This is a genomic window from Azonexus sp., from assembly GCF_041909095.1.
In the GTDB taxonomy this organism is placed as follows: Bacteria; Pseudomonadota; Gammaproteobacteria; order Burkholderiales; family Rhodocyclaceae; genus Azonexus.
The window spans coordinates 1,177,027-1,200,054 of sequence record NZ_JAYREB010000001.1 but is presented as its reverse complement, the minus strand read 5'-3'; the positions used below and the strand labels follow the sequence as shown (position 1 = coordinate 1,200,054).

The 23,028-nt window shown below is 66.7% G+C and carries 22 protein-coding genes and 1 riboswitch; of the genes, 12 read left to right on the top strand and 10 right to left on the bottom strand.

The genetic code is table 11. From position 1 onward, the window contains the following. Positions 1–41 precede the first annotated feature (41 nt). The gene (locus ACE3OV_RS05735) at positions 42–632 is read left to right on the top strand and encodes a Uma2 family endonuclease (RefSeq protein ID WP_374325913.1); all 591 of its coding nucleotides are present in this window, start codon (positions 42–44) and stop codon (positions 630–632) included. A gap of 12 nt (positions 633–644) precedes the next feature. Here ACE3OV_RS05735 and ACE3OV_RS05730 read toward each other — a convergent pair whose 3' ends face one another. Then, a complete protein-coding gene (locus ACE3OV_RS05730) occupies positions 645–1,262 on the bottom strand; it encodes an adenylate/guanylate cyclase domain-containing protein (RefSeq protein WP_374325911.1) in 618 nt (205 codons plus the stop codon). Positions 1,263–1,404: 142 nt separating this feature from the next. Between ACE3OV_RS05730 and ACE3OV_RS05725 the strand changes: the two genes are divergently transcribed. Genes ACE3OV_RS05725 through ACE3OV_RS05700 form a run of 6 tightly spaced genes read left to right on the top strand, consistent with a single transcriptional unit; the run spans position 1,405 to position 7,618 of the window. Further along, positions 1,405–2,025 carry a thermostable hemolysin gene (locus ACE3OV_RS05725; RefSeq protein ID WP_374325909.1) on the top strand — a complete coding sequence of 207 codons (621 nt, stop codon included), beginning with the start codon at positions 1,405–1,407 and terminating at the stop codon, positions 2,023–2,025. After that, on the top strand, positions 2,018–4,141 hold the full coding sequence (locus ACE3OV_RS05720) for an AMP-binding protein (RefSeq protein ID WP_374325907.1): 2,124 nt from the start codon (positions 2,018–2,020) through the stop codon (positions 4,139–4,141). Before ACE3OV_RS05725 ends, ACE3OV_RS05720 begins: the two co-directional genes overlap by 8 nt. After that, complete coding sequence (locus ACE3OV_RS05715; protein WP_374325905.1) at positions 4,132–4,917, top strand: SDR family oxidoreductase; 786 nt, start codon at positions 4,132–4,134, stop codon at positions 4,915–4,917. Before ACE3OV_RS05720 ends, ACE3OV_RS05715 begins: the two co-directional genes overlap by 10 nt. Before the next feature lie 26 nt (positions 4,918–4,943). Continuing rightward, positions 4,944–5,588, top strand: coding sequence for a TRAP transporter TatT component family protein (locus tag ACE3OV_RS05710; protein WP_374325903.1), 645 nt, complete (start codon positions 4,944–4,946; stop codon positions 5,586–5,588). Continuing rightward, positions 5,589–6,248, top strand: coding sequence for a response regulator (locus ACE3OV_RS05705; RefSeq protein ID WP_374325901.1), 660 nt, complete (start codon positions 5,589–5,591; stop codon positions 6,246–6,248). Positions 6,249–6,250: 2 nt separating this feature from the next. Beyond that, positions 6,251–7,618 carry an ATP-binding protein gene (locus tag ACE3OV_RS05700; RefSeq protein WP_374325899.1) on the top strand — a complete coding sequence of 456 codons (1,368 nt, stop codon included), beginning with the start codon at positions 6,251–6,253 and terminating at the stop codon, positions 7,616–7,618. Here the strand turns inward: ACE3OV_RS05700 and ACE3OV_RS05695 are convergent. After that, positions 7,584–8,540: an SdiA-regulated domain-containing protein gene (locus ACE3OV_RS05695; protein WP_374325897.1), complete on the bottom strand. Its 957-nt coding sequence runs from the start codon at positions 8,538–8,540 to the stop codon at positions 7,584–7,586. The two genes, ACE3OV_RS05700 and ACE3OV_RS05695, sit on opposite strands and share 35 nt — an antisense overlap. A gap of 111 nt (positions 8,541–8,651) precedes the next feature. Between ACE3OV_RS05695 and ACE3OV_RS05690 the strand changes: the two genes are divergently transcribed. The 4 genes from ACE3OV_RS05690 to ACE3OV_RS05675 all read left to right on the top strand — a co-directional run bounded on the left by ACE3OV_RS05690 (position 8,652) and on the right by ACE3OV_RS05675 (position 13,410). After that, on the top strand, positions 8,652–9,353 hold the full coding sequence (locus ACE3OV_RS05690; RefSeq protein ID WP_374325895.1) for a PepSY domain-containing protein: 702 nt from the start codon (positions 8,652–8,654) through the stop codon (positions 9,351–9,353). Next, positions 9,350–10,018: a response regulator transcription factor gene (locus ACE3OV_RS05685; RefSeq protein WP_374325893.1), complete on the top strand. Its 669-nt coding sequence runs from the start codon at positions 9,350–9,352 to the stop codon at positions 10,016–10,018. Before ACE3OV_RS05690 ends, ACE3OV_RS05685 begins: the two co-directional genes overlap by 4 nt. Next, positions 10,008–11,330: a sensor histidine kinase gene (locus tag ACE3OV_RS05680; protein WP_374325891.1), complete on the top strand. Its 1,323-nt coding sequence runs from the start codon at positions 10,008–10,010 to the stop codon at positions 11,328–11,330. Before ACE3OV_RS05685 ends, ACE3OV_RS05680 begins: the two co-directional genes overlap by 11 nt. A gap of 79 nt (positions 11,331–11,409) precedes the next feature. Continuing rightward, on the top strand, positions 11,410–13,410 hold the full coding sequence (locus ACE3OV_RS05675; RefSeq protein WP_374325889.1) for an LTA synthase family protein: 2,001 nt from the start codon (positions 11,410–11,412) through the stop codon (positions 13,408–13,410). On the opposite strand, the gene ACE3OV_RS05670 is transcribed toward ACE3OV_RS05675, so the two are convergent. The 5 genes from ACE3OV_RS05670 to ACE3OV_RS05650 all read right to left on the bottom strand — a co-directional run bounded on the left by ACE3OV_RS05670 (position 13,389) and on the right by ACE3OV_RS05650 (position 18,716). After that, positions 13,389–13,922 carry a histidine phosphatase family protein gene (locus tag ACE3OV_RS05670; protein WP_374325887.1) on the bottom strand — a complete coding sequence of 178 codons (534 nt, stop codon included), beginning with the start codon at positions 13,920–13,922 and terminating at the stop codon, positions 13,389–13,391. The genes ACE3OV_RS05675 and ACE3OV_RS05670 overlap by 22 nt on opposite strands. Beyond that, positions 13,910–14,671, bottom strand: coding sequence for an adenosylcobinamide-GDP ribazoletransferase (locus tag ACE3OV_RS05665; RefSeq protein ID WP_374325885.1), 762 nt, complete (start codon positions 14,669–14,671; stop codon positions 13,910–13,912). The genes ACE3OV_RS05670 and ACE3OV_RS05665 overlap by 13 nt, the downstream gene beginning before the upstream one ends. 2 nt (positions 14,672–14,673) lie before the next feature. After that, a complete protein-coding gene (gene cobT, locus ACE3OV_RS05660; RefSeq protein WP_374325883.1) occupies positions 14,674–15,717 on the bottom strand; it encodes a nicotinate-nucleotide--dimethylbenzimidazole phosphoribosyltransferase in 1,044 nt (347 codons plus the stop codon). A 71-nt stretch (positions 15,718–15,788) separates the two neighbouring features. Next, positions 15,789–15,988, bottom strand: a riboswitch (cobalamin riboswitch). Continuing rightward, on the bottom strand, positions 15,985–17,556 hold the full coding sequence (locus tag ACE3OV_RS05655) for an AAA family ATPase (protein ID WP_374325881.1): 1,572 nt from the start codon (positions 17,554–17,556) through the stop codon (positions 15,985–15,987). Its footprint overlaps the riboswitch before it by 4 nt. Next, positions 17,553–18,716, bottom strand: a complete 1,164-nt coding sequence (locus tag ACE3OV_RS05650) for a hypothetical protein (protein WP_374325879.1) — start codon at positions 18,714–18,716, stop codon at positions 17,553–17,555. Before ACE3OV_RS05650 ends, ACE3OV_RS05655 begins: the two co-directional genes overlap by 4 nt. Positions 18,717–18,831: 115 nt before the next feature. Between ACE3OV_RS05650 and cobU the strand changes: the two genes are divergently transcribed. Further along, on the top strand, positions 18,832–19,383 hold the full coding sequence (cobU, locus tag ACE3OV_RS05645; RefSeq protein WP_374325877.1) for a bifunctional adenosylcobinamide kinase/adenosylcobinamide-phosphate guanylyltransferase: 552 nt from the start codon (positions 18,832–18,834) through the stop codon (positions 19,381–19,383). Here the strand turns inward: cobU and ACE3OV_RS05640 are convergent, their stop codons facing one another. The 3 genes from ACE3OV_RS05640 to ACE3OV_RS05630 all read right to left on the bottom strand — a co-directional run bounded on the left by ACE3OV_RS05640 (position 19,384) and on the right by ACE3OV_RS05630 (position 23,024). Then, positions 19,384–20,055, bottom strand: a complete 672-nt coding sequence (locus ACE3OV_RS05640; protein ID WP_374325875.1) for a class I SAM-dependent methyltransferase — start codon at positions 20,053–20,055, stop codon at positions 19,384–19,386. Positions 20,056–20,147: 92 nt separating this feature from the next. Next, a complete protein-coding gene (locus tag ACE3OV_RS05635) occupies positions 20,148–21,629 on the bottom strand; it encodes a cobyric acid synthase (RefSeq protein ID WP_374325873.1) in 1,482 nt (493 codons plus the stop codon). A gap of 45 nt (positions 21,630–21,674) precedes the next feature. Further along, positions 21,675–23,024 carry a hypothetical protein gene (locus ACE3OV_RS05630; protein WP_374325871.1) on the bottom strand — a complete coding sequence of 450 codons (1,350 nt, stop codon included), beginning with the start codon at positions 23,022–23,024 and terminating at the stop codon, positions 21,675–21,677. Positions 23,025–23,028: the final 4 nt, after the last annotated feature.

Sequence of the window (23,028 nt, the reverse complement as noted above, 5' to 3'; positions counted from 1 at the left end):
GATTTAGCGCATAATTTTCCCGTCGACTGCAGGAGAGCGCCATGAAACTCGCCGATGACATCTACGTGACGGAAACCGAATACCTGGCCCACGAAGTGCGCAGCCCGGTGCGCCACGAATACGTCGCCGGTCGCATCCACGCGATGACCGGCGCCTCGCTGCGCCACAACGTCATCGCGCTCAACATCGCATCGCTGTTGCGCAACCATCTGCGCGGTTCGCCTTGCCGTGCCTTCATGGCCGACACCAAGCTGCGCGTCGCCAAGACGCACAGTATCTATTACCCCGACGTTCTGGTCACCTGCGACCCGCAGCACCTGAGCGTCAGCCCGGCCGACCAGGTGGTCGACAACCCGCGCCTGATCGTCGAGGTGCTTTCCGAAAGCACCGCCGCCACCGACCGCCGGGAAAAACTGCAGGCCTACCGCAGCCTGCCGACCCTGCTCGAATACGTGCTCGTCAGCCAGGACCAAGCGCTAATCGAAATCCACCGGCGCAGCGGCGACATCGGCTGGCAACTCGCCACGCTGACGGCCGGCGACCCGGTCGAACTGAAGAGCGTCGAACTGCTCACCGATTTCGCGGCGATCTACGAGGAAAGCGGGCTGCCGCTCGTCGCCGGCAGCGACTGACCCGGCCCCGCCTCAGCGGACCATCCGGAACGCCGCGTTGGCCCCCGGCGGCACGGTGGCGATCGGCTCAAAGGCGTAGACACCCGACGCCGCATCGCGCACGGCGTCAGTCACCAGCACCTCGCCGGCACGGGCGATGTCTTCGCCGAGCTTGGCCGCCGCGTTGACCTCGCTGCCATAGACGTCGCGGTCGCCGATCCGCAGCAGCCGCCCGAAACCGAGTCCGACGCAAAGGCCGATGCGTTCCGCCGGCTCGCGCCCGACGTTGTAGGCCTGACAAACGCGCTGCATGGCATCGGCGCACTCGATCGCCTTGACGACATTGCGGAAGATGATCAGCAGGCTGTCGCCCTCGACCTTGAGCAGGATGCCGTCGTGGGCGTCGATGCACGGCGAGAGCAGGCGTTGCGATTCGTAGATCAACTGCAGGAAGTGGATGATCCCGAACGACGCAACGCCGCTGGAAAAGCCGGACAGGTCGGTAAACATCACCGCCCATTCCTCACCGAACAGATCCCAGATGCGGGCGTCGATCTTGTCCTTGTCGGCGCCAGGCGCCAGCCGCTCGGCGATCAGTTTCTCGATCCGGTCCTCGGATGCGCTGAGGCCGACGTTGCGCGTGTATGCCATATCCCCCCCGGGTACTTTTCAGTTGGAAGGGCAATGATGCCCCAAGCGGCAAACTTCCGGAACGCATGCGACGAATCGCGCTTGGCAAAAAAGCAAATGCTTAAGTTTCCTTTAATTTGCCGGCCGCATCCTTGGCGCCATAGTGTTCACCGAGGTCATCATCGTGGCTGCCATCCAGAAGATTTTCCAGACCCGCCGACCCGTATCGACGGTCCGTCACACCATCGTCGGCGCCCCGCGCCGGGCGCAGGCGGAAGCCTTCATCGGCGACATCTTCCACCGCCACTACGGCGCCACGGTGCGCAGCTTCGCCCCCAACCTGATGCTGCTCGAAGACAACGAGCGCATCACCGCCGCCGCTGGCTGGCGTTGCGCCGGCGAAGACCGGCTCTTCCTCGAAACCTACCTCGACGAGCCGATCGAAGCCGCCGTCGCCCGCCTGGCCGGCCAGCCGGTGAAGCGCGAAGCGATCGTCGAAGTCGGCAACCTGGCGGCCGACCGCCCCGGCGGCAGCGTCGATGTCATCCTCAACCTGGCCCGCCACCTCGACCGGCTCGGTTACGAGTGGGTGGCCTTTACCGCCACCCGCGAGCTGATCGGCATCTTCCGCCGCCTCGGCCTGCCGCCGCTGGCCCTGGCGCCGGCCGACCCGGAGCGTCTCGGCGCCGACGCCGCCGACTGGGGCAGCTACTACGACAGCCGGCCGATCGTCGTCGCCGGCCGCATCGCCTTGGCCCTGGAAATGGTGAAACGTCATGGCTGATTTTTCCTGGCAAGCCGAACTCGCCACCCGCCCGGCCGACGCCTCGCTGCTGCTCGACAGCCAACGTGGCTGGAATGCCGGCGAGATCGTCGCCGAACTGCTCAACCTGCGCGACCGCCTGGCCGGCAGCCGCGTCGTCGGTGTCCTCGCCGACAACAGCCCGGCCTGGATCATCGCCGACCTCGCCTGCCAGGACGCCGGCCGCGTACACCTGCCGCTGCCCGCCTTCTTTCATGGCGAACAACTACGGAACGCCCTCGAACAGGCCGGCGCCGACACCGTGCTCACCGACCAGCCGGAACGCATTGGTGCCCTCGACCTCGGCTTCGCCATCACCGGTCGCTGGCAGGGCCTGACCTGGATGCGCCGGGTCGTCGAGCCGGTCGCGCTACCGCCGGGCACCGTCAAGATTTCCTTCACTTCGGGCAGCACCGGCGCGCCCAAGGGCGTCTGCCTGAGTCGCGACGGCCTGCTCGACACCGCCCGCGCAGTGCATGAGCGCCTCGCCGACCTGCCGCTCGAACGCCATCTGGCGGTGCTGCCGCTGGCCCTGCTGCTGGAAAACGTAGCCGGCGTCTATGCGCCGCTGCTGCGCGGCATGCCGGTGCACCTGCCGCCGCTGGCCGAACTCGGCTGGGCCGGCATGCAAGGCTTCGACCCGGCAGCGCTCGACCGCAAGGTCAAGGAAAGCGGCGCCGGCAGCATGATCCTGGTGCCCGAACTGCTCAAGGCGTGGGCGACTTACCTCGGTTTCACCCGTAGCCAGCCGTCCTCCCTGCTGCGCTTCGTCGCCGTCGGCGGCGCCAGCGTTGCCCCGGACCTGCTGGCCGGCGCCCGTGCCCTCGGCATTCCCGCCTACCAGGGCTACGGCCTGACCGAAGGCGGCTCGGTGCTGGCGATCAACCGCCCCGGCGACGACGCCGACGGTGTCGGCCGGCCGCTCGGCCACGCCCAGCTGAGCATCGAGGACGGCGAACTGAGCGTGCGCACCCGCGCCTTCCTCGGCTACACCGGACAGGCTGCAGCCAGCGACGGCGCCTTCGCCACTGGCGACCTGGCCAGCCTCGACGCCAACGGCCACCTGCATCTGCAGGGTCGGCGCAAAAACCTGCTGATCACCTCGTTCGGCCGCAACGTCTCGCCGGAATGGGTCGAAGCGGCGCTGCTCGCCCAGCCGCAGATTATCCAGGCCGTCGTCACCGGCGACGGCCAGCCGGCCCTGACCGCCATCGTCGTCCCGCTGCCCGGCATCGCCGACGGTGCGCTCGGCGAAGCCATCGCCCGCGCCAACGCCGGCCTGCCGGATTACGCGCAGATCGCCCATTTCATCGCCAGCCCCGCCTTCACCCCGGCCAACGGACTGGCCACCGGCAACGGCCGGCCGCGCCGGCAAGCCATCATCGACCATCACCGTGCCGCCCTGGCGGCGCTCCATTCTTCCGAGGAGTCCCCGATGTCCTTCTACGACACGCTCAAGTTCGAAACCGCCCAGGCCCGCGCCTACCTGCTCTCCGCGCCGATCATCAGCGAATGCCTGCAGGGCCGCGCCAGCCTCGACAGCTATCTCGCCTTCCTGGCCCAGGCCTACCACCACGTACGTCACACGACGCCGCTGCTGATGACCCTCGGCGGCCGCCTGCCCGAGCGCCTGTCCTGGATGCGCGCCGGTGTCGCCGAGTACATCGAGGAAGAAATCGGCCACGAGGAATGGATCCTCAACGACATCGCCGCCGCCGGTGGCAATGCCGACGCGGTGCGCAACAGCCGCCCCGAGCTACCGGCCGAGCTGATGGTGGCCTACGCCTACGACCTGATCAACCGCGGCAACCCGGCCGGCTTCTTCGGCATGGTCTTCGTCCTCGAAGGCACCAGCGTCGATCTCGCGCTCAACGCCGCCGACCGCATCCAGGCGGCGCTGGGCCTGCCCGACACGGCCTTCTCCTACCTGCGCTCGCACGGCACGCTCGACCAGGAACACACGCAGCACCTGGCCAACATCCTCGACCTGATGACGCCGGAAGATCAGGCCGACGTGCTGCACGCCGCCAAGGTCTTCTTCAAGCTCTACGGTGACATCTTCCACGCCCTGCCGGTCGAGGTCGCAGCATGCAACTGAAAGGCGCCCGCATCGTCCTCACCGGCGCCAACGGCGGCCTCGGCCGGGTGCTCGCGCGCGAGCTGGCCAACGCCGGCGCCGCCCTGCTGCTGACCGGCCGCGACCCGGCGGCGCTGGCCCGCATCGACCTGCCGGCCGGTTGCGACTACCAGTTGCTGCAAGCCGACCTGACGCACGGCGGCGGCATCGAGAGCACGGTCCAGGCCGCCCGCAGCTTCGGCGCCAACATCCTGATCAACAACGCCGGCGTCGCCAGCTTCGGCCTGCTCGCCGAGCAGGAATGGAACGACGTCGAGCGCATCCTGGCGACCAATCTCGGCGCGCCGATCCGCCTGACCCAGGCCCTGCTGCCCTGGCTGACGCAACAGCCGGAGGCGGCGGTGGTCAATATCGGCTCGACCTTCGGCAGCGTTCCCTTCGCCGGCTTCACCGCTTACTCGGCGGCGAAAGCCGGGCTGCGCGGCTTTTCCCAGGCGTTGCGACGCGAACTTGCCGACAGCACGGTGCGCGTCATCCATGTCGCCCCGCGCGCCATCGACACGCCGATCAACCCGCCGGCGGTGCGCGCCCTGAACCGCGCCCTGGGCAGCGCCACCGACACGCCGGAGACAGTCGCTCGACACGTCCTGGCCATGCTCGCCAACGACGTCGCCGAAGGCCACATCGGCTTTCCGGAGCGCTTCTTCGCCTGGCTCAACGGTTTCGCCCCCGGCCTCGTCGACCAGGGCCTGCGCGGCAAGCTCGCCAAGATCAAACAACACGCCACCAAGGCGTGACCCTCACCAGAACCCATGGAGGCATCATGTCCCGTTTGAAATCCCTGCTTTTCGCCGTCGGCCTCGGCTTCGCGACGCTGATTCACGCCGCTCCCGGCGACGAACTGATCCGCCCGATCCAGGACCGCTGGGCGGAAATCAAGTACCGCCAGCCGGAAGACCGGCAAGCCGACCTCTACCGCGATCTGGCCGCCCAGGCGAAGCAGCTTTCCCGCAACAACCCCAACCTCGCAGCCGCGCTGATCTGGGAAGCCATCGTCGTCTCCAGCGAAGCCGGCGCCCGCGGCGGCCTCGGCGGCCTGTCGCTGGCCAAGGAAGCCCGGGCACTGCTGGAAGAAAGCCTGAAGCTCGACGAAAAGTCGCTCAACGGCTCCGCCTACACCAGTCTGGCGACCCTCTACGCCAAGGTACCGCGCTGGCCGCTCGGCTTCGGCGACAAGGAAAAGGCCGAAGCGCTGTTCAGGAAGTCGCTGGCGGTCAACCCGGACGGGATTGACCCGAATTTCTTTTACGGCGAGTATCTGGTCGATCAGGAACGCGTCGCCGAAGGCCGCCGCTATCTGGAAAAAGCCCTCGCCGCACCGGCCCGCCCGGGGCGCGAATTGGCCGACCAGGGCCGGCGCCAGGAAATCCGCGCCCTGCTCGCCAAAACCGCCGGAGAGGCACGCTAATTGAGACTGTTGCTGGTTGAAGACGACACCCTGCTCGGCGACGGCATTCGCGCCGGACTGATGCTCGCCGCCTACGCGGTCGACTGGGTGCAGGACGGCAAACTGGCGCTGCTGGCCCTGGCCGACCACAGCTACGACGCCTGCGTCCTCGACCTCGGCCTGCCAGGCAAGGATGGCCTCGCCGTGCTGCGCGAAATGCGCGGCCGTGGCGACCAGACCCCGGTACTGCTGCTGACGGCCCGCGACACCGCCGAAGACAAGATCGCCGGTCTCGACCACGGGGCCGACGACTACCTGACCAAGCCCTTCGACCTCGGTGAGCTGCAGGCGCGCATCCGCGCCCTGCTGCGCCGCGCCGGCGGCAAGGCGCAGCCGCGGCTCGAACACGGCGGCGTCAGCCTCGACCCGGCGAGCAAGCGGGTCAGCTTCAACGGCCAGGAAGTCCCGCTGTCGGCCCGCGAGTACGCGCTCCTCCATGCCCTGCTCAGCCAGCCTGGCCACATCAGGAGCCGCAGCCAGCTGGAAGAAAGCCTCTACGCCTGGGGGGACGAAGCGGGCAGCAACACCGTCGAGGTCTACATCCACCACTTGCGCAAGAAATTCGGTGCCGAATTCATCAAGACGGTACGCGGCCTCGGCTACCAGCTGGCCGACGACTGACGATGCACCGCCTGCTGCCGCCGCAAGGGCTCAACTCGTTACGCTGGCGGCTGCTCGCCGCGATCGGCGCAGTTGTCATGACGACCTGGCTGCTCACCGGCTGGTTCAGCTACAGCAAGGCGCAGCACGAAGCGGAAGAGCTGATGGACGGCAGCCTGGCGCAAACCGCCCGCCTGCTGCTGGCGATCACCCACGACAACGAGGACGACCTCGGCGAACTGGCCCCGCGGCTGGCGACGGTCCGCGGCGCCGCAGACATCTATGAACCCCCGCTCGAATTCCAGATCGGCCGCGGCAACGGCACCATCCTCGCCCGCTCGCCGGATGCACCGGAGTTCCCCATCCTCGGCGTCGCCGGCTACAACGACATCATCCGTCACAAGGAAGCCTGGCGAGTGCTCAATGTCGTTTCGACCGACGGCCGCTACCGGGTCCAGGTTGCCCAGGCGATCGGCCTGCGCGACCGCGCCGCGCTCGAAGTCGCCACCCAGACGGTGTGGCCGCTGCTGCTCATCACGCCAGTCCTGATCCTGCTGATCTACATCTCGATCAAGCGCGCGCTGCGACCGCTCGAGCAACTGGCCCGCGAGGTCGCGACACGCACACCGGATAGCCTGGCCCCGTTGACCAGCGACCGCGTCCCGACCGAAGCCAGGCCACTGGTGCTGGCGATCAACCGGCTGTTCCGGCGCGTTGGCCGGACACTCGACAACGAGCGCCGGTTCACCGCCGATGCCGCCCACGAGCTGCGCACGCCGCTCGCCGCGCTCAAGGTTCAGACCCAGGTGGCACGACTGAGCGGCGACTCGCCGGTACGCGAGCACGCACTGCAGCAGATCGAAGCCGGGGTCGACCGGGCTGGCCGGCTGGTCGAGCAACTGCTGCGCCTGGCCCGGCTCGACCCGCTGAGCTGCCCGCCGCACAACCAGGCGGTCGACCTCGGGCAACTGGTCGGACGCGTCGTCGCCGCCTGCCATGCCGAGGCCTCCGTCACCTGCCCGCCACTGGACGCCACCTGCCTCGTCCAGGGCGACGACGACCTGTTGCAGATCGCCGTGCGCAATCTGGTAGACAACGCCCTGCGCTATTCCCCGCCGGACAGCGCAATCCGCGTCATCATCGCGCGCCGCGACGACGCTGGCTACGACCTGACGGTCAGCGACAACGGCCCCGGTGTCCCCGAGGCCGTCCTGGCCCGCCTGGGCGAACGCTTCTTCCGCGCCGAGCCGGGCAAGACCGAAGGCAACGGGCTGGGGCTGGCGATCGTCGCCCGCATCGCCGAACTGCACGGCGCCTGCCTGCACCTGGCCAACCAGCCAGGCGGCGGCCTGGCGGTCAGTCTGCAGGGCTTGCAGGCGGCTGCCGGGTGAAACGGTAGAACAGGTTGGGTTCGCTGACCACGTAGAGCCGCCCCTGGTCGTCCAGGGTCACCCCCTCCGCTTGCGGTATTGCCTTCTGCAGGCCACTGCGTCCGGCAGCCAGCGACAGGCTGCTCAGCGGCCGGCCGTCGGTGGCAAATTCGACCAGAAGGCGGGATTCCTCGGACAAGGCCAGGAGGTGGCCGCTCGCCGCATCGAAGTGCAAGCCGGCCAGGTCGGTGCCGGGCAAAGCGGCGTCGCGCGCCGCATCCTCGGCAATGTCGACCGTCGCCGTCGCTGCATAGGGAAAGCCCCGCACTTCGTAGATACGCTGCGGGTCGCGCTCCTTGGCGACGAACATGCGACCGCTGGCGGCATCAAAGGCCAGTCCCTCGAACCCCTTGTTGCCGTTGCGGCCAATGCCGAGAGCCAGACGTGGCGCCCGCCCGCCATCAATCGCCCGCGTCCCCGCGTCGATCCGGACATGCACCAGCGCCTGCCGTCGTTCGTCGGTCAGCACGAACTCGCCGGGCCCGACATACTCGATGGCCTCCGGATCGCTCACCCCGCTCAGCGGAATGCGGCGCAGCACTTCACCGCTCAGCGACAACTCGATGATTTCCGGGGAGGCGTTGGTGATCGCGAACAAGCTCCGCCGATCAGGGTCGTAAGTCAGTCCGGAAAGATTGGCGGCGACACCGGCCAAGGGCCGGGCTTCGATATCGACCCGGTAGTCGGGTAGCCACGCCGCCCGCTCGCGTTGCCCGGCATCGGCCGTCACCTGCTGCCAGTGCAGGACGAGCAGCGGCCAGCGCCCGAACAGCGCGGCGCCGGCGAGAACGAGCAGGATCGCCAGCAGGAAGCCACCGTGCGGCCGGCGCAGCCGGGGAGCGGAAAGGGAAAGCGGGACAGACAGGCTGCGAGTGGCGGACATGACCTAAACAGTTGCAGTCGAAGACAGCACCATCCTGCCGCGCCGACACTAAACGGCGCCTGACGCTACAATTCATCAACCGTTTACCCTGGCTGCCGCAGCATGCGCCCGATGAAACTCCTGCCTGCCCTCCTGATCGCCCTGCTGCTGCCGGCCGCCCACGCTGAAGAGCAATACGTCATCCGCCGCGCCGTCGAGGCCGGCCAGCTCAAGCCGCTGGCGGAAATCCTGGCCGGCGTCCAGAAAACGCATCCGGGCAAGGTGCTCGACGTCGATCTCGAACGCGACCTCGCCGGCAGGCGCATCTACGAAGTCACCGTACTCAGGAACGACGGCCAGCGCAGCAAGCTGCTGGTCGACGCGGTGAGCGGCAGGGAGTTGCCGCACGCGACACCAGCAACACCGCGTCTCGACATGGCCAAGGCGCTGCGTGCGCTGCTCGCCCGCCACCCGGGCAAGGTGCTCGAACTGGAACTCAAGCTGACGGCCGACAACCGGTTGATCTACGAGGTCCAGCTCATCCTGCAGGACGGACAGTTGCGCGAGTTCGTCATCGACGCCCAGAACGGCGAAGTGCTCGACGGCAACGGCCACCGCCAGGAAGTCCTCAAGAAACTGATGCCGCTGCCCGACCTGCTCGGTCGCCTGCCGGCCCGCTACCGCGGCACCATCCACGAGGTCGAACTGGAATACGATCAGGACGGCCGCTATTTCTACGAGGTCGAACTCCGTCTCGATGACGGCCGCGTCTTCGAACTCGACATCGATGCGGTCAGCGGCAAGCTGCTCAACGACGAGGAAGTCAGCCGATGAAGGTGCTGCTGGTCGAGGATGATCGCGAACTGGCCGCCAGGATCGCCGCCGCGCTGAGCGCCGACGGCATGATCGTCGATACCGTGCACGATGGCGACGAGGCGGCCTTCGTCGGCAGCACCGAGGACTACGACGCCGCCGTGCTCGATCTCGGCCTGCCCGGCCAGGACGGCGTCTCGGTGCTGCGCCACTGGCGCGAGCAGGGGCGCCGCCTGCCGGTACTGGTGCTGACCGCGCGCGGCCGCTGGAGCGACAAGCTGGCCAGTTTCGATGCCGGCGCCGACGATTTCCTGACCAAGCCTTTCCTGCACGAGGAGGTCGCGCTACGCCTGCGCGTCCTCAAACGGCGCGCCCTCGGCCACAGTTCGCCGATCCTGCAGGCCGGGCCGCTCAGTTACGATGCCAACGCCGACCGTTTCACGCTAGCCGGCGCGCCGCTCAATCTGACCGCCCAGGAAAAGCGCATCCTCGCCTACCTGATCCAGCGCAAGGGCTGCGTCGTCAGCCGCAGCGAGATCAGCGAGCACGTCTATGCGCGCGACCTCGATCCGGACTCCAACACCCTCGACGTGCTGATCGGCCGCATCCGGCGCAAGCTCGGCGTGCCGCTGATCCAGACCGAACGCGGGCGCGGCTTCTGCCTCACCGAAGTCGATGCCGTTTAGCCGGCTGCACCGTTTTGGTTTGGCCTCGCGCCTGGTCGCGCTGGCCGCGATCGCCGCCCTGCTGGTCAGTACGGTCGGCGGCTGGATCTTGCGGCAAAGCGTGCAGAATACCCTGCTCCGGCATTTCGAGCAGCGCCTCGAAGAACGGACCGAGCGACTGCTCGCCGGTTTCTCCGTCCTGCCCGGCAGCAGCCAGATCCACTGGCTGGGGCGCAGCAACGACGAATTCGGCCGCATTTTCTCCGGCTGGTACTGGCAGCTGGAAAGCAGCGGCGAACTGCAGGCCTCGCGCTCGCTGTGGGATAGCCGCCTGGATACCGCCGGCAACCGGCCCGTCGCCGGCAACCCGAATCTGCTGCAAGGCGTCGATCCGCAGGGACTGGCCGTGATGGGTATCGTCCGCGCCATCGAAATCGACGGCCAGACGGCCCGCCTCCACGTCTATGGTCCGGCCGCCGACATCGCCAGCGAGCTCGACCGGCTCGACCGCATCCTGTTGTTCACCCAGCTCGGCCTGCTCGTCTCGCTGCTCCTCACCAGCATCCTGCAGGTCCGTCTCGGCCTGCTGCCGGTGCGCCGGCTGCGCGACCGGCTGGCGGCGGTGCGCACCGGCAAGGCAGATAGCGTTGGTGGTGATTACGGCCCGGAACTGGCGCCGCTAGCCCAGGAGCTTGACCTCGTCCTCGCCCGCAACGCGCGCATCGTCGACCGCGCCCGCGGTCACGCCGCCGACCTCAGCCATGCGCTGAAGAAACCGCTGTCGCTGCTGGCGGCCGACGGCGAACTGCAACAGAGCCCGCTGCTGCGCCAGCAGGTCGGCGCCATGACCCAGTTGATCGACCGCCACCTCGCCCGCGCCGGCAGCGGTGCCGGCAGCGTCCGTCAGGTCGCCGTCGGTGACTGCGTCGCCGGCCTGATCGGCCTGATGCAACGGCTGCACCGTGATCGCGGCCTGGACTGGCAGCTCGACGTCGACCGCGAACTGCACTGGCGCGGCGAGCAGACCGATTTCGAGGAAATGCTCGGCAACCTGCTCGACAACGCCGGCAAATGGGCAAAATCGCGGGTCTGCGTACGCGCCCGCCGGCAGCACGACGAAGTCGTCGTCGAAATCGGCGACGACGGCCCCGGTCTGTCGGCCGAACAGATCCGCGAAACCGGCGTGCGTGGCCGCCGCTTCGACGAGAACGTGGAAGGCAGTGGGCTCGGCCTGGCGATCACTGCTGACATCGCCGAAACCTACGGCGGCGAACTGAACCTTGGCCGTTCGCCACTGGGCGGCCTGCAGGCCAGCCTGCGGTTGCCGGGATAGCCCTCGCTTTAAGCTTCGTTTAAGCTTCGTTTAATCACCGCTGGTCAGACTCTGCGGAATCTGCCTCACTGAATCCGCCATGACTGCCAAGCTCCCTCCCTTCTTCTCCCGCCTCTGGCAACGCCTCGACCTCTGCGGCCCCTACGCCGGCATCGCCATGCTCTTCCTGCTTGGCCTGCCGCTGCTGACGCTGTCGCGCGCGGCGCTGATGCTGTGGCAGTCGGAGCGGGTTGCTGCCACCGGCATCTGGAGCACGATGCTGCTGCAGGGCGTGCGCGTCGATGTGATCCAGCTTTCCCTGCTCACCCTGCCACTGCTGCTGCTCGCCCCACTGCTCGCCGGCAAACGCCTGTGGCCGGCCTGGCGGCGCCTGAACATCGCCTGGATGACGCTGGCGATCGCCGCTCTGGCGCTGCTCGAGATCGCCTCGCCGGCCTTCATCAACGAATATGACAGCCGGCCAAACCGCCTCTTCGTCGAGTACCTGAAATACCCCAACGAAGTCGTCGCCATGCTGTGGAGCGGCTTCCGCCTGCACCTGGTCGGCGGCCTGCTGGTCACCGGCCTGCTCGGCTGGTCAGCGTGGCGGATCATGCGCGCCTGGCAACGGCGCGAAGCGCCGTGGTCGGGCTGGAAGCTGTGGCTGAGCTGGCCGCTGCTGGTGCTGATCTGCGCCCTGGCCATCCGTTCCAGCCTGCAGCACCGGCCGGCCAATCCGGCGACTTTCGCGCTGACCGCCGACCCGATGGTCAACACGCTGATCCTCAACTCCGCCTGGTCGGTGACGCACGCGATCTACGGCATGCAACACGAGGCCAATTCGAGCGAAATTTACGGCAAGATGGAAACTGCCGACATGCTCGCCGAGTTCCGTCAGGCCCGCACCAGCCTGGGCGACCCGCACCCGCTGCTCAATGACCCGGAAATCCCGACCCTGGTCGATCAGAAGGCGACGGTGCGCCGTGCCAAGCCGCTGAACCTGGTGATCATCCTTGAGGAAAGCCTGGGCGCCACCTTCGTCCAGTCTCTGGGCGGCGTGCCAGTGACCCCCAACCTGGAAAAGCTGAAGGAAGAAGGCTGGTGGTTCGAACAGCTCTACGCCACTGGCACCCGTTCCATCCGCGGCATCGAGGCAGTCAACACCGGTTTCCTGCCGACGCCGGCGCAGGCGGTGGTCAAGCTGTCGCTGGCGCAGCGCAATTTCTCAACGCTGGCTTCCATCCTCGGTCGCCACGGCTACGAGTCGGAGTTCATCTACGGTGGCGAGGCGCATTTCGACAACATGCGCGGCTTCTTCACGGGTAACGGTTTCACCCACATCACCGAGCAGAAGGACTACAAGAATCCGAAATTCATCACCGGCTGGGGTGTTTCCGACGAAGACCTGTTCGACAAGACGCACGAGCGTCTGAACGCCAAACACGCCGAAGGGCAGGCCAGCTTCACCCTGGTGTTCACCTCGACCAACCATTCGCCCTTCGACTTCCCCGACGGCCGCATCGAGCTTTACGAGCAGCCGAAGGCGACCGACAACAACGCCGTCAAATACACCGACCACGCGCTCGGCGAGTTCATGGCCAAGGCCAAGGCCAGCCCCTACTGGCAGGACACGATCTTCGTCGTCGTCGCCGACCACGACATCCGCGTACGCGGCGACAGCATGGTACCGGTTGAGCGCTTCCACATCCCCGGCCTGATCCTCGGTGCCGACCTCAAGCCGAAGCGGGTGAAGACCGTCGCCAGCCAGATTGACCTGGCGCCGACCCTGCTCTCGCTGATGGGCGTCGATGCCAAACACCCGATGCCGGGCCGCGACCTGACCCGCGAAGCCGACGACCTGCCGGGTCGGGCGATGATGCAGTACGAGCAGAACTACGGCTGGATGGAAGGCAATCAGGTGGTCGTCCTGCGCCCGGAAAAGGAACCCGCATTCGCCCACTACGACCGCAAGACCAAGCGCCTCAGTGCCGCCGAAGCCGCGCCGGCCGACGGTGAGGCGCTGGCCAGACGTGCCCTGGCGCATGCCCTGCTGCCAGCCTGGCTGTACCGCGAGCAGCGTTACCGGCTGCCCGAGGAATAATCGAGACTGGTCAGGCTGCCATACGCCGGCGCCGGTCGATTCAGGACCGCCGCCAGCGTCTCGCCAGCAGCCGCGGCAAGCAAGGCGCGAATCACGCCGGCATGGGTGACCAATAGATGCGCCCCAGCTGGCAGTTCGTCGACGAAGGCGAGCACGCGCTGTTGCAGCTGACGGGGCGATTCGCCGCCAGGCGGCGCGTAGCCGTCAATGTCGACGGCCCAGGCATCAAGCTCCGGGCGCGCAATGTCGTCCCACGGTCGCCCTTCCCAGGCACCGAAATTCAGTTCCATCAGCCGCGCGTCGAGCCGCGGCGCCGGCTGCAAGGCTTCGGCCAGCGTCCGACAGCGTTGCAGCGGACTGCTCCAGACCGGCAATCCCGGCGGCAGTTCGCAGCGCAGGCAGGCGACGATGGGCGCTGGGTCTTCGGCCGCGACATCGAGTTGACCGTAACAGACGCCGGGTGCGATCAGCGGGCGCGGGTGGCGCACCAGATGCAGCGTCAGCGCGGCCATTGCGCGAGCAGCCCGAGGTAGAAGGCAATTTCGGCGAGCTGCTGGGTGGCGCCCAGGCAGTCGCCGGTGTAACCGCCCAGCCAGCGGCGGAACTTGGCTGCCAGCCAGGCCGTCGCCAGCAGCGCCATGAGCAGCCCGAGCACTGCCTGCTGCCAGAGCAGGCAGAGCAAGGGCGCCAGCGCGAATACCAGGGCGAACAGCAACGCCCCCGGTGTCAGGCGTTGGGCCAGCGGCCTGGCCTTGGACTGGTCGTCGTCGCGCGCGTAGTCCATGGTCGCCAGCAATAGCGTTGCACAGCCGCGCGAGCAGGCGTGGCCGGCGAGCAGCGCCGCCGGCACCAGCGCCGGGTCGAGCGCCGCCAGCAATACGAATTTGCCGGTCAGCCCCAGCCACAGCGCAACGACGCCGTAACTGCCGACCCGCGAATCCTTCATGATCGCCAGGATGCGCGACTTCTCCCAGCCGCCGCCGAGGCCGTCGGCGGTGTCGGACAGGCCGTCCTCGTGGAAGGCACCGGTGGCGTAAAGCGTCGCCGCCATCGCCAGCAGCACGGCGACCGGCTGCGGCCAGAGCTGCAGCGCGGCAAGATAGACCAGCGCACCGATGGTACCGACGACCAGGCCGACCGCCGGCAGCCAGCGCGCCGAATGCTGCAGCGCCTCGGCCGAATGACCGACCCAGGCCGGCACCGGCAGGCGCGTGAAGAAACGCACGGCGCCGAAGAAATATTCGAGCTCGCGGCGCAGCATGGCTAGCCGGCGACGCCGGCCGACTCGAAGCTGGCCATTTCGTTGAGGAAGGCGACCGCCGCCTGGACCAGCGGAAAAGCCAGCGCGGCGCCGGTACCTTCGCCCAGGCGCAGGCCCAGGTCGAGCAGTGGCTCGGCCTGCAAGGCCTGCAACTGGGCACGGTGGCCGGGCTCGGCCGAATGGTGGCAGAAGACGCAGTAGTCGAGCAAGGCCGGTTCGAGGCGCGCGGCGACCAGCGCCGCCGCGCCGACGATGAAGCCGTCGATGAGCAGCACCATCTTCGCTTCCGCCGCCGCCAGCATGGCGCCGGCCATGGTCGCCATCTCGAAGCCGCCGAACTCGGCGAGCACGGCAAAGGGGTCGTCGTCGCCGCCTGCGGCGCGATAGCGGGTCAGCGCCTGCTCCAGCAGCGCCTGCTTGCGCGCCAGCCCCGCGTCGTCGAGGCCGGTGCCGCGCCCGACGCAATCGGCCAGCGGCACGCCGGTCAGGCAGTGGGTGATCAAGGACGCCGAGGCGGTGTTGCCAATGCCCATCTCGCCGAAACCGACCACCTGGCAGCCCGCGGCCGCCAGCCCGAAGACCACGCCGGCGCCCTGCTCGATCGCCTGCGCGCATTGCGCTGCCGTCATCGCCGGGGTTTCCAGGTAATTGGCGGTACCCGGCGCCACCTTGAGATCGATCAGACCTTCGCGCGGGCCGCCGAAATCGTGCGCCACGCCGGCATCGACCACCGCCAGGCCGAGACCGTTCTGGCGCGCAAAGACGTTGATCGCCGCGCCGCCGGCGAGGAAGTTCTCGACCATCTGCCAGGTCACGTCCTGCAGATAGGCCGAGACGCCGGCCCTGGCGGCGCCGTGATCGCCGGCGAAGACCAGCATCTGCGGCCGCTCGAGCGACGGCGTCAGCGTCTGCTGGATCAGGCCGATGCGTACCGCAAGCGACTCCAGTTGCCCGAGCGAGCCGGGCGGCTTGGTCTTGCGGTCGACCTTGTGTCTGAGCGAATTTTCAATGCCCCGGTCGGGGGCGACGATTGCGAAGGAATGCATCCGATTCTCCAAAAGCGAAAGGGCCTCGTGCCCGCATCGTCCAGACGCGAACACGAAGCCCTGTCCACAGGCTTTCTGTTTTTCCGTCCGACAGGTCTTCTGGCTCCCGGATCGTCCCCCTGACCGCGCCTTCCCGGAGCGTCTGTTTCCGCTCGTAGTGGCTTATTGCGGTGGGGTCCCCGGTTACAGCGGCGGGCCCGCCCCGGAATTGAGTTGTCTCGCACCGGGTTCCGTTTTGTCGAACGCGGCGATTATACCCGCGCCACGCTAGCCGACGACCAGCGACGGCGCCATGCGGGCGAGGATCTCCCGCGCCGGCAAGCGGATTTCGGGCGCCACATCGTTGAGCAGCTCGGCGTTGCCGGCCACCGCCGCCACCAGGGCGGCACGCACCGGCTGCAGGGACTCGCCAATGCCGGACGCGTCCAGCTCGGCCAGGACGCGCTCGCCGACCTGCAATTCCACGGCAGATGGCAGCATGGCCACGATTTCCCGCAAATACGCCGGAGCCGCAGCGACTTGCTCTTGCTGCGCGGCGAACAATCGACGGATTGCGCCCATCAGTTCATCCGCCGTAGCAATGTGCACCGCTTGAGACGGCGCCGGCTCGGCGCAGCGCAGCGCATCCGGAACGACGCCCGGATCGAGGCTGAAGTAGGCATGCAGAAATCCGACCAGCCGCATCAACCTGCGCCGCGCACGTCGACCAGCGCGCATCAGATACCAGATGTTGAAGAAACGTTCGGCGACCTGGAAAGCCATGCGCTTACCCTGCCCAGCCTTGACCTTTTCAACGATGCCAGCTTGCGCCAGACGATCGAGCTGGGCCGAGGCCTGGTTGACACTCCAGCCCAGGGCATCGGCAAGCTGACGGGCACTCATCGGGTTCCAGTGCACGGCCAGCTTGTCGAGCAGCAGTTGCGCCTGTGCTGGCATTTCGTCGAAACGAGCCTTGTACTGGGGCGTCACTTCATCGAGCAGACTCTCGAGATCGGCGCACACATCGCTGTCGAATCCCTTCGACAACACGCCGTAGACCAGCACGGCGAGACGCGGGTTGCCGCCAGTCAGCGTATGCAGCACGCGCATGCGCCCGACATCCTCCTGGACTCGCCTGATCAGCGCTTCGGCACCGTGCCGGCGAGCGAGGTTGACGATGATCTCGCGCATTTCGTCTTCGCTGAGACCACGTAGTTCGTCGATGCGGAAGAAATCATAGAAAGCGCGGCCGTAGTCGTAGCTGGCTTCCAGTGCCCGGCTGCTGGCGCCGATCAGCATCAGTCGCGGATATTCCTGCAGGGCTTCGCGCAAGGCCCAATCCTTGTCCTTGAGGCGATCGAGAATCAAGTCGATGTTGTCGACGAGCAGGATCAGCCGGCGCCCCAGCTTTTCCGCGATACGCAACAAGGTTTGCAGGGCTCCTTCGCCATCCTTGCGGTCGAGACGCTCGACTTCTGCATCGATGGCGTTCATTTCGGCAGTGCGACCGTGGCTTTCCAGGTAATCGCCCAGGGCGTCGAGGCAGTTGAGCCAGAAATCGGCCAGACTGCCGACGTTGTACTGTTCTTCCGGGAAAACCAGGGGTATCCAGGCGGCGGCGAGTTCCTCGTCGTCATCGACGGCAATCGCCAAGCGGCGCAGCAGGGTGGATTTGCCCATGCCGCGTTGGCCGAGAATCAGCCGGTGTTGGGGGCGGGTACCCGGCTTCTCGCGACGAAAATCGTCGATGAACCGGGCGAGCAGTTTCGGGCGGGCGACGTAGTAGGTGCGCACCTCGTCGCGGCTCCACAGCGCCGGGTTATAGAGGGCGGAACGTTTCAGGGCGGTATCCAGACTCATGCTGCCAACCTCCGTTGCCAGAAAACGCGCAGCCATTCCAGCCTGAAAGCGTAGCGTCCCTCCCGTTCAATCAGGTAGCCATCACTGGTCAGCACTTCGAGCAGGTAGTTGAGCGTCTTGTCGCGTGCCGCCGGATCGCCGATGACGGCTGCCATCGCCTGCTCCAGGTTGTCTCGGGTGTTGCCTGCGCTCGATCGGCAGATTTGGGTCAAGATCCTTGCCGCATGCCCCGCTTCTGGCTGGCCAAGCTCCTCGTCCAGTCGCTGGCGCCAGTAGTCGAAGTGATTTCGATAACCCATGCCCAGCAGTTTCTCGAACACCCGCTCGACCATTGCCGCATCCGGCGTTCTACCGCTTTCCACGCATTCTTCGCGCAAGTGTTCGAACATCAGTTGCAGGTAGTAAGGTACCGGCCAGCCTACCCGCCGGACGATGACTGCACGCAAGCCTTCGTCAAGATCGATGGCGTAGCTCCTGGCAAGTTCACCTAAAAAGCGAAGAGCGCTTTCCTCGCTGAATGCATCAAGCGGAAAAGGCTCAAGGTCGTTGATCGTATCGCTCAGGCCCAACCGGGCGGCAAGCGTGTCCAGACCGATGGAACCGGCAAGCAGCCATTTGATGCGTCGGTAGTGGGTTTGCCGCAGGTCACGCAACCAATAGAGGAAGGCTCGCGCCCGGCGACGACCATCGTCGCCCTGCTGCAACAGGTTGATGATGAAGACCGGCAGTTCATCGACACACACCAGCCAGTCGTCGTCGCCATCCGCCAGCGCCTTGCCCAGTTCCTCACCGGCCTCGCGCCAGCTTTCGGGCCGGGCTTCGTGCCAATCGACACCAAAAGGACCTAGCTTGAAGCTCTTGATCTTGTCGAACAAGGCCTTTCTTCTCTGCTCAATGGTGTGCTCGGTAGCCAGCGCCTTGAACAGTTCGCGGATGCAGTCACTCTCGTTTTCGCACTTGGCAAAACTGCAATGCACGGCGTAGCGCTCATGCTGCTGTGCTGTGGAACACAGGCGCAGAATCAGCGAGGTCTTGCCGATGCGTCGTGGCGCGAGCATCAGCAAGTGGCTACCCGCCAGCTTGCGCCAGGCACGCGCCTGCTCCTGCTCACGGTCGAAAAAGTCCTCACCTTCCACCGGATTACCGACACTGATTTTCATCGCCACCTCACAACAGAAAATTTGTACAACAATTTTGTTTTAAAAAATTTTTGCTGTAAAGCTATTCACTGCTCAAACCTTCACTAAAAACAAGGGAGACGCCACAATGCCGGCCATGGCAAAAAGAACCTTGATCCTCGGCGGCGCCCGTTCGGGCAAGAGCCGCCACGCCGAACAAATCGCCGCCGCATCCGGCCAGCGGGTCGTCTACGTCGCCACCGCCGAGTCGCGCGATGGCGAGATGGTGCGCCGCATCGCCCACCACCGCGCACGCCGCCCGGCCGACTGGGGCTGCGTCGAGGAACCGCTCTATCTGGCTACCCGCCTGCGCGAACTGGCGGCGCCCGACTCCTGCCTCCTTGTCGATTGCCTGACGCTGTGGCTGTCCAACCTGCTCTTCGCCGGCCGCGCTGCGGCGCAGGCGGAAACCGGCGAAGCCATTTCCTGCCCGCTGTTCGCCGGAGAAACGGCGGCGCTGGTCGAAACGCTGCCGCAGCTACCCGGGCAGGTCATTCTGGTCTCCAACGAGGTCGGCTGGGGCATCGTGCCGATGCATCCGGTCTCGCGCCTGTTTGCCGACGAACAGGGCCGGCTCAACCAGCGTGTCGCGGCGGTCTGCGAGCGGGTTACGCTGGTCGCCGCCGGCCTGCCGCTGACGCTGAAATAGTCAGCCGCGCTTGCGCAACGTATAAACCCGCCACATCGCGTAGCCGGGCAGAAAATCCCGATGGCCGACGATGTCGAAGCCGGCCTCAGCGAACTCCGCCTCAATGACGCGGCGCGGCACGACGAAGCGGTTATTGTTGACCTGCCGCCGCGCTTCCAGCCGGGCCCGCCGCCAGGCCTTGAAATTGCCGTCCACCCAAAGCGAAAGGACGACGCTTTCACAGGAAACTCGGTGAAATTCGCGCAGCATCGCCAGCCGGTGCGCCGGTTCGGCGATATGGTGCAGCAGGCGCATGCTGAACACGCAGTCAACAGCGCCGTCGCCCAGATCGATGGCGAAGGCCGAGGTCTGGAAGGCCTCGACGCCGGCAACGATCTCCGGCGCCTGCGTGGCCTGGGCCACGGCAATCATGTCGGCCGAGTTGTCGGCGGCGAGGATGCGACGCTCGCTCCGTTCCGCCAGCATCGGCCAGAAGCGCCCGGCGCCGCAGGGCAGATCAAGCACGCTGGCCGGGTCTCCAGCCATGGCCAGCGCCGCCCGCGCGATCCGCTGCTCGCGCCAGTCGGAAAGACGGCGCATCGGGCCAGCCCGATGCTTGTCGAAATACTGCTGGGCGTGCTTTCGGTCGTACTTGCGGGAGAACTCGAGTTCGATCGGTCCTGCTTGGCTCATGGAGGATATCCGGGTATCTGCGAACCCGGATACTAGAGGCCTCCCCCTTAACCAAACATGAACGAATCTCGACAGATTGCTACCGGATGTTTCTAGGGCGTATTCACAGCAAGCAGGGGTAGCACGACGCTCAGCTTTTGCCAGTCGAATGCCGCTTCGACTGAATCGGCCAGACGTTCCAGATCGGCTTCGCGGCGCGCCGCGAAATCGACCCGATCAACCTCGCCGACACCGGCCCAGCGCAACAGCGCGGTCAACGCCTCGGGATGCTCGAAGACGCCGTGACAGTAGGTGCCGAGTAGCTGATCATCAGCCGAGATGGCTCCGTCGGCACGGCCGTCGGCAAGCTGCACGGCGGCCCGCGTCAGGCCATCGCCCTGAGTGACGCCAAGGTGGATTTCGTAGCCGATCATCGCCGGCTGTCCTTCGAGACGCAAGTGACCGCTCACATTGCGCAACTGCTTTTCGCATTCGAGCGTCGTATCAACCGCCAGGAAGCCGAGACCGGGCGTCGTTCCCGGTGATCCTTCGAGACCGAGCGGGTCGGCGATGCTGCGCCCGAGCATCTGGTAGCCACCACACAAGCCGATCACCTTGCCGCCGTAGCGCAGATGGCGGGCAATGGCCTGATCGTGGCCCTGAGTGCGCAGCCAGTCGAGGTCGGCGCGCACCGCTTTCGATCCAGGCAGGACAATCAGGTCGGCCGGCGGCAGCGCCTCGCCCGGCGCGATCCAGCGGAAGTCGACTTGCGGGTGCAGGCGCAGCGGATCAAGATCGTTGTGGTTCGAGGTGCGCGGATAGGCCGGCGCAACAACGCGGATTTTTGCTGCTTGCTTCCCGTCCACCGCAGCCGTCGCGATCGCGTCCTCAGCGTCAAGCATCAGCCCGTGCAGGTAGGGCAGAACACCAAGCACCGGCTTGCCGGTGCGCTGTTCGAGCCAGTCGAGACCGGGCTCGAGCAGTGCGATGTCGCCGCGAAAACGGTTGATGACGAAACCGACAACGCGCGCCTGCTCGGACGCCGACAACAGTTCCAGCGTGCCGACCAGGTGGGCAAAAACGCCGCCGCGGTCGATGTCGGCGACGATGATCACCGGGCAATCGACGGCCTCGGCAAAGCCCATGTTGGCGATGTCGCGGTCGCGCAGGTTGATCTCGGCCGGCGAGCCGGCGCCTTCGACGAGAACGCAGTCGTAGTGCGCGGTCAGCCGCGCCCAGGATTCGAGCACAGCGCCCATCGCGCGCGGCTTGTACTCATGGTAGGCCTTGGCATCGAGGTCGGTGGCAACCTGACCGTGGATGATCACCTGCGCCCTGCGGTCGGTGGTCGGCTTCAGCAGCACCGGGTTGAAGTCGGTATGCGGTTCCAGCCCGCAGGCCAGCGCCTGCAGCGCCTGCGCCCGGCCAATTTCGCCACCATCGACGGTGACCGCCGAATTGAGCGCCATGTTCTGCGGCTTGAACGGCGCCACCTTGATGCCACGGCGCTTGAAAATGCGGCACAGCGCGGCGACCAGCGTTGATTTGCCGGCGTCGGAAGTGGTGCCTTGCACCATCAGGGCGGAAGCGAACATGGCAGCCTCGGAAAACGGGAGGCGCATTATCGCATTGCCCTGATCTCAGCGCGCCAACCCGTAATAGCTATTGAAGTAACGCACCAGCCGTGTCGTCTCCTCCGGCGTCAGCGGCGCTACGGCGCGTAGCTGGCGGTAGGAGTGCATGCGCGTCAGGCTCGGCGTCCAGTCGCTGCGCCGCGAGAGTAGCAGGCGGCGGGCGTCGTGGCAGGCCAGGCATTTCTGTTCGACCAGCTTTTCCGTGCCGGCACCGTCGGCCTTGAAACGGCCGCTGCGCACTTCCTCGGCGCGCTTTTGGTCCATCTCCGCCTTGCCGGCGATGCGCGCGGCGAATTGGACGTAACAGACTTCGCCGTCGCGCACTTCGCGGCTGCCCCGGCGTTCCTCGATATTGACCAGGTGTTCGACGTAGTCGCCGTCCTTCGTCCGGCGGTTGATGTTGTAGTTGTAGAACTCGGAGAACACGACGTCGCCGTTGCGCAGCACCTTGATGGCCATGGCCTGATCGTCGCTGGCGGGCCGTTCCGGCAGATAGGCGACTGCGCCGTCTGCGGCGATGCGCCCGATACGGCCGCGTTGGTCGCCGGAAAACCACAGCACGCCGTCTGGCGCCGCCGACATTTGCTGGATGTAGGTGGCGTCGGGCAGTTTCTGTTCGCTGAGTTTGCCATCGACGGCAACCCGGCCCAACACGAAACGGCAGTGGTCGGAGAAGGCGAGGCCGCCGGCGGCCGGCGTCAGGTTGCTCGGGCAACTGTTGTCCCAGGCCGCCACCGTGGTCCATTGGCCATCGCGCGACAGCGTCGCCAACCGGCCCTTGGGTTGGGCGCCATTGCGCCCCGGCACCAGGATCGTCACCCAGGCGCGGTCCCGGCGGTCAAAGGCCAGCGAGGTCGGCCAACCTTCGCGCAGGGGAAAATCGTGCATCCGGCCCTGGCGGTCGATGCGACCGACCTTGGCGATCATCGCGCTGCCGTGGCCGGCGTGTTCGTCGCTGTCGTTTTCATGCCCGGACATCTGCGTGAACCACGCTTCGCCCCAGCGATCGACGGCGACCATGCCGGGGTGGCCGTCGCGCGTGGGGAATTCCCGGATGCGCCCGTTCGGCGCCAGACGGCCGATCTTGCCGCCGTCCATTTCGACGAACCAGACGTTGCCCCGGCGATCCAGCGCCAGAGCGCTGGGCTCGGCGTTCTTCGTCGGCAGCGCATAGGCCTTGACGCTACCGTCCGGCGCCAGCCGCGACACGGCGTTGTTGTCGCCCTCGGTAAACCAGATGCCGCCGGTTTTGTCCTCGACCAGTTGGTAGGAACCGAAAGGCCGGCAAGCCAGGGCCGGCGTCGCCAGCAGCACGGCGAGGCCGAAGAGAACGGGGAAAATCGCTTGCTTGCGCATGCAT

What these genes read in the sequence shown, in the direction of transcription:
- ACE3OV_RS05730 (WP_374325911.1), bottom strand. Translation starts at nt 1,262, where the DNA reads ATGGCATACACGCGCAACGTCGGCCTCAGCGCATCCGAGGACCGGATC.
- ACE3OV_RS05635 (WP_374325873.1), bottom strand. Translation starts at nt 21,629, where the DNA reads ATGTTCGCTTCCGCCCTGATGGTGCAAGGCACCACTTCCGACGCCGGC.
- ACE3OV_RS05715 (WP_374325905.1), top strand. Translation starts at nt 4,132, where the DNA reads ATGCAACTGAAAGGCGCCCGCATCGTCCTCACCGGCGCCAACGGCGGC.
- ACE3OV_RS05680 (WP_374325891.1), top strand. Translation starts at nt 10,008, where the DNA reads ATGCCGTTTAGCCGGCTGCACCGTTTTGGTTTGGCCTCGCGCCTGGTC.
- ACE3OV_RS05700 (WP_374325899.1), top strand. Translation starts at nt 6,251, where the DNA reads ATGCACCGCCTGCTGCCGCCGCAAGGGCTCAACTCGTTACGCTGGCGG.
- ACE3OV_RS05685 (WP_374325893.1), top strand. Translation starts at nt 9,350, where the DNA reads ATGAAGGTGCTGCTGGTCGAGGATGATCGCGAACTGGCCGCCAGGATC.
- cobT (WP_374325883.1), bottom strand. Translation starts at nt 15,717, where the DNA reads ATGCATTCCTTCGCAATCGTCGCCCCCGACCGGGGCATTGAAAATTCG.
- ACE3OV_RS05630 (WP_374325871.1), bottom strand. Translation starts at nt 23,024, where the DNA reads ATGCGCAAGCAAGCGATTTTCCCCGTTCTCTTCGGCCTCGCCGTGCTG.
- ACE3OV_RS05710 (WP_374325903.1), top strand. Translation starts at nt 4,944, where the DNA reads ATGTCCCGTTTGAAATCCCTGCTTTTCGCCGTCGGCCTCGGCTTCGCG.
- ACE3OV_RS05690 (WP_374325895.1), top strand. Translation starts at nt 8,652, where the DNA reads ATGAAACTCCTGCCTGCCCTCCTGATCGCCCTGCTGCTGCCGGCCGCC.
- ACE3OV_RS05695 (WP_374325897.1), bottom strand. Translation starts at nt 8,540, where the DNA reads ATGTCCGCCACTCGCAGCCTGTCTGTCCCGCTTTCCCTTTCCGCTCCC.
- ACE3OV_RS05650 (WP_374325879.1), bottom strand. Translation starts at nt 18,716, where the DNA reads ATGAAAATCAGTGTCGGTAATCCGGTGGAAGGTGAGGACTTTTTCGAC.
- ACE3OV_RS05720 (WP_374325907.1), top strand. Translation starts at nt 2,018, where the DNA reads ATGGCTGATTTTTCCTGGCAAGCCGAACTCGCCACCCGCCCGGCCGAC.
- ACE3OV_RS05665 (WP_374325885.1), bottom strand. Translation starts at nt 14,671, where the DNA reads ATGCTGCGCCGCGAGCTCGAATATTTCTTCGGCGCCGTGCGTTTCTTC.
- ACE3OV_RS05675 (WP_374325889.1), top strand. Translation starts at nt 11,410, where the DNA reads ATGACTGCCAAGCTCCCTCCCTTCTTCTCCCGCCTCTGGCAACGCCTC.
- ACE3OV_RS05670 (WP_374325887.1), bottom strand. Translation starts at nt 13,922, where the DNA reads ATGGCCGCGCTGACGCTGCATCTGGTGCGCCACCCGCGCCCGCTGATC.
- cobU (WP_374325877.1), top strand. Translation starts at nt 18,832, where the DNA reads ATGGCAAAAAGAACCTTGATCCTCGGCGGCGCCCGTTCGGGCAAGAGC.
- ACE3OV_RS05655 (WP_374325881.1), bottom strand. Translation starts at nt 17,556, where the DNA reads ATGAGTCTGGATACCGCCCTGAAACGTTCCGCCCTCTATAACCCGGCG.
- ACE3OV_RS05640 (WP_374325875.1), bottom strand. Translation starts at nt 20,055, where the DNA reads ATGAGCCAAGCAGGACCGATCGAACTCGAGTTCTCCCGCAAGTACGAC.
- ACE3OV_RS05735 (WP_374325913.1), top strand. Translation starts at nt 42, where the DNA reads ATGAAACTCGCCGATGACATCTACGTGACGGAAACCGAATACCTGGCC.